This window comes from Kribbella sp. NPDC026596 (assembly GCF_040638415.1).
GTDB lineage: Bacteria > Actinomycetota > Actinomycetes > Propionibacteriales > Kribbellaceae > Kribbella.
Map to the genome: position 1 here is coordinate 1 of NZ_JBEZYF010000017.1, position 12,419 is coordinate 12,419.

General features: G+C 68.1%; 12 protein-coding genes. 7 read left to right on the plus strand and 5 right to left on the minus strand.

Going from position 1 to position 12,419, the window contains the following annotated elements; all coding sequences use genetic code 11:
* Positions 1-49 precede the first annotated feature (49 nt).
* The 4 genes from AB0E63_RS16240 to AB0E63_RS16255 all read left to right on the plus strand — a co-directional run bounded on the left by AB0E63_RS16240 (position 50) and on the right by AB0E63_RS16255 (position 2,015).
* Entirely contained in the window at positions 50-646 is a 597-nt protein-coding gene (locus AB0E63_RS16240) for a hypothetical protein (protein WP_360366097.1), read from the plus strand.
* A 48-nt stretch (positions 647-694) separates the two neighbouring features.
* Entirely contained in the window at positions 695-1,267 is a 573-nt protein-coding gene (locus AB0E63_RS16245; RefSeq protein ID WP_360366099.1) for a hypothetical protein, read from the plus strand.
* Between the two features lie 15 nt (positions 1,268-1,282).
* Complete coding sequence (locus AB0E63_RS16250) at positions 1,283-1,633, plus strand: ArsC/Spx/MgsR family protein (protein ID WP_360366101.1); 351 nt, start codon at positions 1,283-1,285, stop codon at positions 1,631-1,633.
* A 121-nt stretch (positions 1,634-1,754) separates the two neighbouring features.
* Complete coding sequence (locus tag AB0E63_RS16255) at positions 1,755-2,015, plus strand: hypothetical protein (RefSeq protein ID WP_360366103.1); 261 nt, start codon at positions 1,755-1,757, stop codon at positions 2,013-2,015.
* Between the two features lie 124 nt (positions 2,016-2,139).
* Here the strand turns inward: AB0E63_RS16255 and AB0E63_RS16260 are convergent, their stop codons facing one another.
* Entirely contained in the window at positions 2,140-3,291 is a 1,152-nt protein-coding gene (locus AB0E63_RS16260) for a pyridoxal phosphate-dependent aminotransferase (RefSeq protein WP_360366105.1), read from the minus strand.
* Between the two features lie 42 nt (positions 3,292-3,333).
* Complete coding sequence (locus tag AB0E63_RS16265) at positions 3,334-3,756, minus strand: MarR family transcriptional regulator (RefSeq protein WP_360366107.1); 423 nt, start codon at positions 3,754-3,756, stop codon at positions 3,334-3,336.
* Between the two features lie 115 nt (positions 3,757-3,871).
* On the opposite strand from AB0E63_RS16265, the gene AB0E63_RS16270 reads away from it, so the two are divergent.
* Positions 3,872-5,443, plus strand: a complete 1,572-nt coding sequence (locus tag AB0E63_RS16270) for an MFS transporter (RefSeq protein ID WP_360366109.1) — start codon at positions 3,872-3,874, stop codon at positions 5,441-5,443.
* A gap of 19 nt (positions 5,444-5,462) precedes the next feature.
* Here the strand turns inward: AB0E63_RS16270 and AB0E63_RS16275 are convergent, their stop codons facing one another.
* The 3 genes from AB0E63_RS16275 to AB0E63_RS16285 form a co-directional block, all read right to left on the minus strand.
* The gene (locus AB0E63_RS16275) at positions 5,463-7,418 is read right to left on the minus strand and encodes a glycosyl hydrolase family 28-related protein (RefSeq protein WP_360366111.1); all 1,956 of its coding nucleotides are present in this window, start codon (positions 7,416-7,418) and stop codon (positions 5,463-5,465) included.
* A gap of 88 nt (positions 7,419-7,506) precedes the next feature.
* Positions 7,507-8,211, minus strand: a complete 705-nt coding sequence (locus AB0E63_RS16280; protein ID WP_360366113.1) for an FCD domain-containing protein — start codon at positions 8,209-8,211, stop codon at positions 7,507-7,509.
* A 122-nt stretch (positions 8,212-8,333) separates the two neighbouring features.
* Positions 8,334-8,981, minus strand: coding sequence for an HAD-IA family hydrolase (locus tag AB0E63_RS16285; RefSeq protein ID WP_360366115.1), 648 nt, complete (start codon positions 8,979-8,981; stop codon positions 8,334-8,336).
* Between the two features lie 52 nt (positions 8,982-9,033).
* Here AB0E63_RS16285 and AB0E63_RS16290 point away from each other — a divergent pair, with 52 nt between their 5' ends.
* Complete coding sequence (locus AB0E63_RS16290; RefSeq protein WP_360366117.1) at positions 9,034-9,804, plus strand: SDR family oxidoreductase; 771 nt, start codon at positions 9,034-9,036, stop codon at positions 9,802-9,804.
* A gap of 299 nt (positions 9,805-10,103) precedes the next feature.
* Complete coding sequence (locus tag AB0E63_RS16295; protein WP_360366119.1) at positions 10,104-12,413, plus strand: N,N-dimethylformamidase beta subunit family domain-containing protein; 2,310 nt, start codon at positions 10,104-10,106, stop codon at positions 12,411-12,413.
* Positions 12,414-12,419: the final 6 nt, after the last annotated feature.

Genomic DNA, 12,419 nt, shown 5'->3' on the forward strand with positions numbered 1-12,419 from the left:
CCCGGTTTCTTCAACCGGGCCCGGCTTTCTTGTCGGGGAGAATGGCTTGGTGACACAACCTCGGGCCGACTGGGTCAACACCACGCACGACTGGGCCGGATCGGTGGATCTCGCTCACTTGCAGCAGATCCGCGATCACGCCGACGTCTACGCGCCCGGCGTACTGCACCTCGTGCTGGAGGTCATCGCCTACCCGGACGACGAGGCCGAGGCGGCGGGACGGCGGGGGAGTTGCCTGGTCACTCTCCACGCTGACGGCTCTATCTCGGTCACGGACAACGGCCGCGGGACCGACACTCGCGTCGACGAGGACGGCAACCTCGTGAAGAAGCCGATCATGGCGACCGAGGACCTCCGTTTCTTCCAGGATCCGGCTGCCCCGCTGCTGCCAGATGGTCTTCCGCGCCGGGGCATGTCGGTGGTCGCGGCACTCAGCGCTTCGTTGACGCACACGAACCGTCGCCTCAATGGCTCCTGGACCCAGCGGTACGAACACGGCGTCCCGGTCAATGATCTCGAGGCGATCGCTTCGGATGGAACCACCGGTACGACGGTGCGCTTCAGGCCCGCCGCTCCTCTCACCGCCGAGGACCTGCAGCCGTACCTGGTGTTCCCGCACCTCGATATCACCGTCACGCTTGGTTGATCTGGGAGGATCGGGGGCAGGGGGCAGCTGGAAGGAACTCTTCACCACATGACCGAGCAGCACGGCGACGACTCGACCGAGGACAGGCCCGGTCCGTACCGCGGCGTATTCGGTTCCGCCTCCGGTCCGACAGTCCCTGGTCCCGCCGGTCCGCAGTCGCCCGGCTCGCGGCCGCCCGGCTCAGCGCCGTACGGCGATCGTCCGAGTGCGTACGGCGGTCTGTACGGTGCGGACACGTCCAGCTACCAGGAGAATCCGCCGAAGCAGGTCACCATCGCCGCGATGATCGCGCTCGGTCTCGGGGCGCTGTGCGTGCTGCTCGCCGGCCTCGCGCTGACGTCCGCGGGCGAGCAGGTCGCCGAGGTTCTCACGGGTGACAAGGACAACCAGGGCGTCGCGGTGGCCGCGGCCCTGTTCTGTGCTGTCGTTTACACGCTGCCGGCGATCTTCCTGCGCAAACGCCGCCCGTGGGCCCGCTACCTGCTCATCGGTGTCGCCGCGATGGGCATCGCCGGCGGCGTGGTGGCCCTGCCCGGCAGCATCCTCGGCCTGGCGATCCACACCACCTTGCTGGTCCTGATGCTCCAGCAACCCACCAAGCTCTGGTTCCACCGCCGCTGACCGAAGGGCCACCCCGTGGAGATCTGGATCAACCCCGCCTGCTCGAAATGCCGAGCCGCCACCCAGGCCCTCGACGAGGCCGGCGTCGACTACACCGTCCGCCGCTACCTCGACGACCCACCCACCGCCGAAGAACTCGAAGCCGTCCTCACCCGCCTCGACCTCGACCCCTGGCACCTGGTCCGCCACAACGAACCCGAAGCCAAACCCCTCCGAGACCTCCCCCGAGACGAGGCCCACCGCACCGACTGGATCAACGCGATGATCACCCACCCCATCCTCATCCAACGCCCCATCCTCACCGCCGACGACACAACCACAGCCATCCCCCGAGACCCCGAAACCCTCGCCCGCTTCCTCCCCTGACAAACTGCCCCGTCCTGCCCCAACCTGCCCCACGACACCTGTGGACAGCGCCAGCGGTCGCTCTCGGATCTCCTGCACAATCCATGGATGCTGTGTCGAGCGCCTGCTGCACGAGCTCGCCGTGTTCGGGGTGGGCGATGTCTGGCTGGAGTCGCGATCCGCGGGTCCGGACCGGCGCGACGTACGGCTGGTGGACAGTGCCCGCCGAAAGGGTCTGGTGCCGAGCGGCCTGGTTGTCCGATTCGCCCGGCCGTTGGACGATCCGATGCTCTGGATCCCGGATGCGATTGCCGGGGCGGTCACGGCTGCCACCTTGGGCGAACCTGGCTGGGTACTCGCCATGGACGAGATCCTCACCCGGCACGATGTCGTCGTGCGCTAGGAAAGCGCGAAGGCTGGGTCCCACCATCCGGAGGGGTTCCCAGCCTCACTTCTCGGTCGAGCAGCGCTCGCGAGCTGGTGACAGTCTGTCACACCGCGCCCCCGGTTGTCATTCGCGATCAGCCTCAGAGCTTTTGGAGGCGGGTCAACGCTTCTTGGAGGATTGTGGGTTGTTTGCAGAAGGCCCAGCGGACCAGGGGGCGGCCGAAGGCTTGGTTGTCGTAGAAGACTTGGTGGGGGATGGCTACTACGCCGGTGCGTTCGGGGAGTTGGCGGCAGAAGGTGATGCCGTCGGTGTGGCCGAGGGGGCGGATGTCGGTGGTGACGAAGTAGGTGCCTTGCGGGCGGTGGACCTCGAAGCCGAGGTCGGCCAGGCCGTCGCAGAGGAGGTCGCGGCGCGACTGCAGGTCGGCGCGCAGGGCGTCGAAGTAGTCGTTGCCCAGGGCAAGCGCATGGGCGACGGCGGGCTGGAACGGTGCGCCGGAGGTGAAGGTGAGGAACTGCTTCGCGGTGGTCACCGCCGTCACCACGGCGGGCGATCCGGTGACCCAGCCGATCTTCCAGCCGGTGACCGCGAACGTCTTGCCGGCGCTGCTGATCGACAGGGTCCGTTCCGCCATTCCGTCGTACGACGCGAGCGGCCGGTGCTCGAGTCCGTCGTACACCAGGTGCTCGTAGACCTCGTCGGTGATGACGACCAGATCATGCTCGATCGCGACGGCGCAGATCCCGCGGAGCTCCTCGTCGGTGAGGACGGTGCCGGTCGGGTTGTGCGGCGAGTTGATCAGCAGGACCTTGGTGCGCGGAGTGACCGCGGCCCGGAGCTCGTCCAGGTCGAGCCGGTACGACGGGGCGCGCAAGGTGACCGGGACACGGCGGCCGCCGGCGAAGGCGATGCCGGCCGCGTACGAGTCGTAGTACGGCTCGAGGGCGATCACCTCGTCGCCGGGCTCGACGAACGCGAGCAGCGCGGCGGCGACCGCTTCCGTGGCGCCGGTGGTGACCAGGACCTGCGTGTCGGGGTCGTACGAGAGACCGTAGAACCGCTTCTGGTGATCGACGATCGCCTGCCGGAGCGCGGGGATGCCGCGGGCCGGCGGGTACTGGTTCGCGCCGGCGCGGATCGCGTCGATCGCGTCCTCGAGCAGTGAGTCCGGCCCGTCCTTGTCGGGGAATCCCTGGCCGAGGTTGACCGAGCCGGTCGCCACCGCGAGGGCGGACATCTCGGCGAAGATCGTCGTACCGAGGCCGGTCAACCGCTCAGCGTGTGCGCGCATGCCCCCGACCTTAACTCGCCTCGTCAGCCAAGGACCGCGTGCTCAGCCCTCGATCGTGTCCACCATGTGGGTCAGCCAGGCGCGGGCTGTGCTGCGGTCGGCGGCGGTGAAGGACGCCTCGAGTTCGTCCTCGAGCTTGCGGATCGCGGGCGCCGCCTCGGCCAGCCGCCGCGCCCCGGCGGCGGTCAGGTGGACCTGCTGGGTACGCCGGTCCTTCGGGTTCGGCTGCCGCTCGACGAGGCCGGCTCGCTCCATTCCGGTGATCAGCTCGTTCGCCGACTGACGGGTCGTGCCGACGACGCGGCCGACATCGGCGATGGTCAGGCCCGGATCCTTCCGCACGCAGAGCAGTGTCCCGTACTGCTGCACCGACAGCCCGTGCTCGTCGAGCGCCTCCGCGAGGGCCGAACGCATGCTCAGCCAGGCGTGCCGGACGAGAAAAGTCACGCAGCCGTCGTCTTCCATGCTCCCCATTCTGCCGGTCCCGCGGGCACGGGAAGACCAAAAGGTGATTGACAGGTTCCTGTCAATCTAGGACGATGTGAATCTCGTCAGGGTCCTGACAATCATAGGAGACTTCGTGTCCACGATCGACCCCCCACCAGACACGCTCAAACAACGCCGCATCCTCGCGATCCTGGTCGTCTCGGCCGTCCCGATCTGGATCGACTCGACCGTCCTCGGGATCGCGCTCGAACGCCTCGCCGACCCGGTGCACGGGCTCGGCGCCACGCCCGGCCAGTTGCAGTGGGCCGTCGGCATCTATTCGCTGCTGTTCGCCACCGCGCTGTTCCTGGCCGGGGCCCTCGGTGACCGCTACGGCCACCGGACCATCCTCATGCTCGGTCTGCTGATCTTCGGCGCCGCGTCGGCCTGGGCCGCGTGGGCCACCGACCCGGTCGCGCTCATCCTGGCGCGTGCGGCCATGGGCCTCGGCGGCGCGCTGATCATGCCGCCGTCGATGGCGATCATCGGCTGGACCTTCCCGCCCGAGCGCCGGGCCGGCGCGATCGCGATCTGGGGCTCGTCGGCCGGCGTCGGCGTCGCCGTCGGCCCGGTGCTCGGCGGCCTGCTGATCGACCACTTCTGGTGGGGATCGGTCTTCACCATCAACCTGCCGATCGTCGCGCTCGGCCTGCTCGGCGCCGCACTCGTCCTGCCGAACCCCCGGAGCCCGCAGCGCCGCCGGCTCGACCCGCTCGGCCTCGGCCTGTCCACCCTCGGCCTGCTCGGTCTCTCGTACGGACTGATCGAAGGCGGCCACCAGGGCGGCTGGGACCGCTGGCAGGTCTGGGCGAGCATCGCCGGCGGTCTGGTCCTGCTCGCCGGGTTCATCTTCTCCGAGTGGCGCGAGCAGCAGCCGAGCTTCGACCCGCGGCTGTTCCGCAACCGCCGCTTCGCGGCCGGCAACTTCACCCTGGCGGTCGTCTTCCTCAACCTGACCGGCCAGAGCTTCTACCTCGCGTTCTACCTGCAGGGCGCGCGCGGGATGAGCGCGTTGTCGGCCGGCCTGATGTCGTTGCCTGCCGCAACCGGTGTGATCGTCGGCTCACAGTTGGGCGCCCGGCTGGCGGCCCGGTTCGGAGTGGCCAAGGTCTCGGGTACGGCGGTCTTCACGCTCGCAGTGTGTGCCGGGCTGAACGTGCTGTACGACGTCGACACCCCGCTGGTGTGGATCGGCGTGGTCGGTGGGCTGGTCGGTCTGTCGATCGGCATGACCACTGCGCCCACCACGGCCGCCGTGATGGCGACTCTGCCGCTCGATCGGATGGGTGCCGGATCTGCGGTCAACAACGTCCTTCGCCAGGTCGGCAGCGTTCTCGGCGTCGCCATTCTCGGCACGATCGTCTCGTCGACGTACCAGCATCGGATCGCGCCCTCGCTGGCCGGTCTGCCGGCCGGCGTCCGGGACGCGGCCGGTACGTCGGCCGAGGCGACCCGGCACGTGGCGGGCACGGTGGGCCGCCCGGACCTGGTGAAGGCCGCGGACGACGCCTTCATCCACGCCATGCACACCGCGGCGCTGGTCGGCGGGGTCATCGTCCTGGTCGGCGCGGTCGTTCTGGTGCTGGCGTTCCGGACCGCCACGCCATCACAATCGCCGGAACCGCGGCCGCTCAGGCGGGAGCGCGCCGGCACCGGGCGATTGTGATGGGCTGACGGTCCGCGCCTTAGTTCCAGGGTGACGGCGGCGGTGGCGGTACGACGGCAGGGCGGTCCTCGCACCACGTCGCGCCGGTCCAGCCGCCGTCGTTGCCGGCCAGCAGCCGTACGTCGAACTCCGGCGGCCCGTTGAAGTGGAACGTGCCGCAGTTGTTGACGAACGGAGCGCCGATATTGCGGGCGTCGACGTTCTCGAACGTCGCCCAGCCGCCGACCCGGGCGTTGACCACGTTCGTCCCGGCCCCGTCGACCTTGATGTTGCGCACGGCAACGTTCGTGATGGCGTAGTCGTCCTTGACCGGCCAGTCGACGACGAACATCATCGCGTTGTACGTCGAGTCGAGGAACGAGCTGTCCGTGATCTCGATCGTCCCGGACATCGTGGACTGCAACGCGTACAGCCAGATCGCGCCGAGCCCGATGTCCCAGTTGAGATCCCGCGGACCGCCACGGACGGTGGTGTTGCGAGCGAACGTCAGCGTTCCCTCGAACGGCGTCGCGTTGAACCGCGATCCGGCGTGCAACGTGCTGCCCTCGCGGATCGGGTCGGCGACCAGGTTGTCCGTGACCGCGTTGTCGCGACCGCCATAGATGGCGATGTTGTTCGCGAGTACGGGCGTCTGGACCGTGTTGTGGTCGTAGACGTTGTCGTGGTTCACCGAGCCGGAAGGGTTCGACTCCGACCACATCGCGAGGCCGTCGTCGCCGCTGTTGCGGACGAAGTTGTTGGTCGCGCGGACGTTCGAGACGCCGAGGTGCAGGTTCATCCCGTCGGCGACCGCGTCGGTGATGACGTTGTTGCGGATCAGCAGGCCGTCCATCGGACCGTCCAGCCAGATCCCGACCTTGGTGTGGTGCAGGTAGAGGTTCTCGATCGTCGAGCCGCCACCGATCGCGCCACCGATCCCGTTCACCTGATCGGTGTCGATCCGTTCGCGTACGTCGCTCTCGATCGCGAAGTCGGCCAGGTGAACCCGGGTGCTTCCGCCGTCGGCGGCGTACTTGCCATAGAAGCCGGGAGCACTGTGCACGGACTTGTCTGGTGCGGGTTCAGGGAGCGGGAGCACTTTGCCCTTGATGATCGTCCACCAGTTGCCGGCGCCGCGGATCGTCACCTTGTCGACAATGATGTGCCGGTTGACCTGGAAGGTGCCGGCCGGAATGAAGACCGACCAGCCGAGCTTCTGCGCCGCCGCGATGGTGCGCTCGATCGCGGGCGCCGCGTCGCGCCGGCCGGTCGGGTCAGCGCCGAAGAGCCGGACGTCGAGCGACCGGGCGGGCTGCCGGATCGGTGCGTTGACGAGCTCGAAGTCGGCGACATCGAGGACGGTCCAAGCCGCCGCCGAGTTGCGCGGTACGGCGAACCGGACGCGATCGCCGGCCTTGTACGTGTGGTCGAGCAGCACGCGCTGCTCGTCGTAGAAGTGGTTCGGCCGGAACGGCTTTGCGACCGGGTCCGGCTCGGGCTTCCACCAGCCCGGGATCGGGTCGGCGTTCGGGTCGTTGGAGAACGGATACATGCCGTAGAGCCAGGCGTACTGCGACGTCAACGTCATCGTCTGCTTGTGCTTGCCGTTCACCGTGACGTCCAGCGGCGCCGTGATCCCACCACCGCCCGGCGCATCCGGAATGCTGTAGCGAAGCGTCAGTGCGTTGGTGGCTCGGGTCAGCGTGAATTCGACGTACTGCTTGGGCTGCAGACGTACGGCGGTCCGCCCGGAAGCCTCGGCGGGGAGCGTGTAGGCCTCCCGGCTCGGGCCGAGCTTCTCGCCGGTGAAGGAGGCGTTCTCGGCCTCCTGCTCGACGAACGGGACGTCGGCTCCACGTCCGGCGACGAGCGCGGGATCGAGGCCGGCGCGGGTGATCCGCGGGGCCGGGTGAGCTGACGCGGGGCTGATGAGCAGGCTGCCGAACAGGGCAGTCGAGAGTGCGACCGCGGTCAGGCGCAGGTGTGATCGGGACATTGGCGGATCCCCTCCGGACGAACGTGTCTGGAGGTTATGCATCCAACCAACTCACCGCAAGATCTCGACAAGAAGAAGAAAATTCTTGCTACTCGAGGGGTAGTTCTACCTGGGGTTCGGGGCGGATGGCTCGGAGCCAGAGTTCGGTCTGGGCGATGTGGGCGGAGGCCGCGGTGGCGGCGGCCGCGGGGTCGCGGGTGGCGATGGCGTCGAGGATGGCGCGGTGGCCGCGGTCGCTGGTTCGCTTGATCGCGTCGAAGTCCGCCCCGGGTTCGAAGATGCGGTAGTGACCGCCCCGGCCGCGGATCACGCCGGTCAGCGCGGTGACGGTCGGGTTGCCGCCCGCCGTACAGATCGCGCCGTGGAACTCGGCGTCGAGCTGCTGGATCTCGGTCGCGTCGGTGGTCGCCTCGAGGCGGTCGAGGATGTCGCTCAGTCGTGCCTGCAGCTCGGGGTCCTGGCGGGCCGTGGCCGCGGCGGTGGCGTGGGACTCGAGCACCCGGCGGACCTCGAGGAGCTCGAGCACTCCCTCGAGCGGGATCAGCTCGACCGACAGCGAGAACCGGCTGATGATCTCGGCCGGGTCCAGCGCGGAGACGTACGTACCCGAGCCGTGCCGCGACTCGATCACGCCGAGCGCGGCCAGCGACCGGGCCGCCTCGCGCAACGAGCTGCGGGAGACGCCGAGGTGGTCGCACAGCTCGGGCTCCGGCGGGAACTTGGCCCCCGGGCCGAGCTCGCCGGACGCGATCATCTGTCGCAGGCCGGCCAGTGCCTTGTCCGTAGCTGCCATTCGCCACCCTCCTCGATGTCCCCCGTGAAGGGTAAGTCCTCAGACCATTTGCCGTCACATTCTGGTCGTTCTCGCCTACTGATCGCGAAGACGCCACGAACTCTCGACCAATTCCTCAGACGTCAGTCCCCAACCATCAATTGCAGGAAGGCCGGCAGATCTCGCACCCGCCAGTGCCGCCGGTCGAGCTGTTCGTACGGCGTACCGCTGCCGTCGACCAGGATCGTGGCCATCCCGCGCTCCCGTGGGAGGGTGAGGTTGACTTCGAGGTCGTCGAACATGGCTGCCCGGGTGGGTTCGATACCGAAGAGATTCAGGAACGCGTCCAAGCTCTCCGCGTACGGCTTCGGGATCAGCTCGCCGGCGAGGATGTCGAAGATGCCGTCGAAGCAGGCGGTCAGGCCGAGCTGCCCGAGCGCCTGCTCCGCGTGGTACGCCGACCCGTTCGTATACACGTAGCGGCGGCCGGGCAGTGCGGTGAGCGCGGTGGCGAGCGTCGGGTCCGGGGCGATCACCGAGTAGTCGATCCGGCGCTCGAAGCTGAGGAAGTCGTGCGGATCGATGGTGCCGGTCACCATCGCTCCCCGCAGCGACGTGCCGTACTGCGCGACCAGTTCGGCCTGGATCTGGCGAGCGCCGGCGACATCGGTGTCGTAGTACTCGGCGATCGTCGAGAGGATGCCGTGGGTGAGTTGGCCGGCCAAGGCGGAGCCGGGTGGGTACAGCGTGTTGTCGAGGTCAAGCACCCAGGTGTCGATGTCCGTGAGCACCAGACCAGAGTAGTGACAGACTGGGGTGAGTCACCGACGGGAGGACTGACACGTGGCGACTGCGCTCATCACCGGGCCGGCGAGCGGAATCGGCCGAGCGTTCGCGGACAAGCTGGCGCTGGAGGGGTACGACCTGGTGCTGGTGTCGCGGGACGAGGCGCGGCTGAAGGAGGTCGCGACCGACATCTCCCGCCTGCACGGTGTCGCGTGCGAGGTGCTGGCCGCGGACCTGACCGACGCGGACGACCTGGCCCGGGTGGAGGAACGGTTCCGGACCGGGCCGGTCGAGGTGCTGGTGAACAACGCCGCCTTCGGGCAGAAGAAGCCCTTCTGGGCGAACACGATCGAGGCCGAGGAGAACCAGCTCGATCTGCTGGTCCGCGTCGTACTGCGGCTCACGCACGCCGCCGTACTCCCGATGATCGAGCGCGGGTCGGGCGCGGTGATCAACGTGTCGTCGGTGGCCGGGTTCCTGCAGCGCAACGTCTACAGCGCGCACAAGGCCTGGGTGACGAACTTCTCGGCCGGGCTGGCGGTCGAGCTGCACTCCAAGGGCGTTGCCGTGATGGCGTTGTGCCCGGGGTTCGTGCACACCGAGTTCCACGAGCGGATGGGGATGGACAAGTCGCTCATCCCGTCGTTCCTGTGGCTGGACGCGGGCGACCTGGTCGACGCCGCCTGGAAGGACCTGATGCGCGGCAAGGCGATCTCGATCCCAACCCGCCGCTACAAACTCATCGTCGCCGCCGCCCGCTACACCCCGCGCGCACTGATCGCACGGGTGTCGACCGTGGGCCTGGACGGTGGTCGGCGCCGCGCCTGACTGGCCGAAGCGACTCGTAGCGAGTCTTGGCCAGCGCGATCGACGACGCGGCGGTCGTTCGGAAGGCCGTTGGTATAGCCAACTAGAGACCGTTGCATAGCCAACTAATTCCTCCACCGAACGCGACGCCTGTGCTGCTCGGCGTAGGCGTGGCTATGAGTCCCTAGGGACATTGCTGACTTTGTGCGATCCTGCTGCTAGTTCGCACTTGAAGGGGCCTCCCGGGTGAGCGGAGGAGTGCGAGCGGGGGATTGACGGATCCGGGCGTGCATTCCTCCGTGGAGGCAGGGGGAGGCACCATGGACATCAGCGACGCCGTACGACGCCGGATGGGCAGGAGATTCTCGTCGGTTCGGCGGAGCTGGACCGCGGTGGCCGTGGCAGTCCTGCTGGCGTCAGCAAGTTTGACAGTTGCCGCCGGACCGGCGTCGGCGGTCGTGGCCAACGTCACGATCACGGGGACCGCGGGCTCGAATGGCACCACCACAGTGACGTACCGAGCCTCCGCGACCGCAGCGGGAACCGTGCGCGACATCGTCGTCACGATCCCGACGGGTTCCACCGGGATAGTCACCTCCGTGAACGGCACGGTCCGCACCGTCTCGCCCGGCGTCCTGCGGTGGACACCGACCAAGACGATAAATGTTGCCGTAGGCACCCGTTTCGTGATCCCGTTCTACGGCCTCCGGCTGCCGAGCGGTGGACCGTGGACGCTGAGTTTCAAGGCGACCGGTACCACGGGTGCGGTGCTCTCGTCCGGTACCGGAACACTGACCCGGCCGGTGACGATCTCTCCGAACGTGGCCATCACCGCGAGCAACCCGATCCCGGGGCAGAAGACCACGCTGTCTTACTACGGCACACTCACGAGCCCGGGGATCCTTTCTGCCGTTCGGATGCAGCTGCCGGCCGGCACCTCGGGGGCTGTCACCAGCGTCAACGGGACGCTGACGACCTCGGGTGGCTACGCGACCTGGAAGGCCTTTACTCTGCGGAGCTATGCGGCCGGAGCGCGACTGGCGATCCCGATCTACGGAGCGGTGTTGTCGAAGTACGGCGGCGTCTTCACGCTGGCGGTCTCGGCCACGAGCTCGACCGGCGGCCTGATGATGTCCGGCTCGGGAACCTTGGCCCTGATCGCGCCACCCGCACCGATGCCGGCGGTGGCAGTCGCCCCGTTCCGCCCGGTTCCGGCAGGTTGCCCGTCCGCCTGGCCGACGACGACCGCCGAGAACGCAAAGGCGGGCACCGGTGCGTGGGTCATTCCGGACAGTATGAACGGGACGCTGGCGGCGTACCTCACGGAGGTTTCGGCGAGCTGCGGTGACACCGTGGATATCAAGGTGACGTCCGGCAATCCGGTCAGCGTGGTGGCCTACCGGATGGGGTACTACGCCGGCCTCGGAGCGCGTGAAGTGTGGCGCCAGGACAACGCGCCGACCGTGGTGCAACCCGCCCCGACAACCGGTGGTACGGCCAACGGTCACCCGCTGCAGATGACGTCGGCCGCGTCGTGGTCGAAGACGTTGAGCATTCCGGTGACGAGCGACTGGGTGCCCGGAACGTATCTCATCCGGGTCAGCGACGGCCGGTTTGCGTCGTACGCTCCGCTGACGGTCCGGGACGACACGGGGACCAAGCACGATCTGCTGATCCAGCAGGCGAACACGACGTGGGAGGCGTACAACAAGTACGGCGGCGTGAGCTTCTACACCAGTTTGGACACCGGATCGGGCCGCCTGACCTTCGATCGTCCGTACAACGAGGGGCAGGGGTCCGGTCAGTTCCTGCCTCTGGAGCAGGGGCTGGTTTTCTGGGCCGAATCCATGGGGTTGGACGTCACCTATTGGACCGACAACGACCTCGACGAGTTCGGTGGCCAGTTGCCGTTGCGGGCTGGGACGATCTTCTTGCCGGGGCACGACGAGTACTACTCGCTGCCTATGCGGGCGGCGCTGAGCCAGGCGATCACGCGAGGCGTGAACGTGGCCAGTCTCGGAGCGAACGCGGCGTACCGGCGAATTGCGTTCACGGACAGCAGTCGGCGGGCATGGGACGTCGACCGGTACACGGCCGGCTTCGACTCGACGACCTGGCGCTACCTGGGTGATGCCTATGCGTCGCAGCCGCTGCTTGGTGCCGAGTACTTCTGCGCCGACTTGGGCCACACCCTCACTACCGGAAGCGGCTGGTTGTTCCAGGGCACCTCGGCCGGCACCGCCGTACCAGGGTTCCTCGCCGGCGAGGTCGACTTCGTCTGGCCGGGTTTGTACAGGCATCCAGGGCTGACCATTGTTGCCAGCGGCACCGGTATCTGCCGGACGAACGGCCGCGAGACTCCGATGCACGCGACTGCGTTCGTCGCACCATCGGGAGCCCGGGTGTTCAACGGCTCCACCTTCGCCTACGGCTGCTTCCTGGTACGCCGCTGCCCGTCCAACTGGAACATCCCCACACCGTCGGCGGCCTCACAGCAGGTCGTGACGATCATGGTCAACAACATCACCGACTGGGTCGGCCGCGGGACGATCAAGCCGCCGGTGGACACGGCCGCCGTGGTACGGGTCGCCGTTCCCCAGCAGCAGCTCCCCGCTGAGAACCAACCGTGATGGCCG

Bases quoted from the DNA above. Each gene is read 5' to 3' on its own strand.
- AB0E63_RS16265 (WP_360366107.1), bottom strand. From the start codon at position 3,756: ATGGAAGACGACGGCTGCGTGACTTTTCTCGTCCGGCACGCCTGGCTG.
- AB0E63_RS16260 (WP_360366105.1), bottom strand. From the start codon at position 3,291: ATGCGCGCACACGCTGAGCGGTTGACCGGCCTCGGTACGACGATCTTC.
- AB0E63_RS16245 (WP_360366099.1), top strand. From the start codon at position 695: ATGACCGAGCAGCACGGCGACGACTCGACCGAGGACAGGCCCGGTCCG.
- AB0E63_RS16275 (WP_360366111.1), bottom strand. From the start codon at position 7,418: ATGTCCCGATCACACCTGCGCCTGACCGCGGTCGCACTCTCGACTGCC.
- AB0E63_RS16295 (WP_360366119.1), top strand. From the start codon at position 10,104: ATGGACATCAGCGACGCCGTACGACGCCGGATGGGCAGGAGATTCTCG.
- AB0E63_RS16280 (WP_360366113.1), bottom strand. From the start codon at position 8,211: ATGGCAGCTACGGACAAGGCACTGGCCGGCCTGCGACAGATGATCGCG.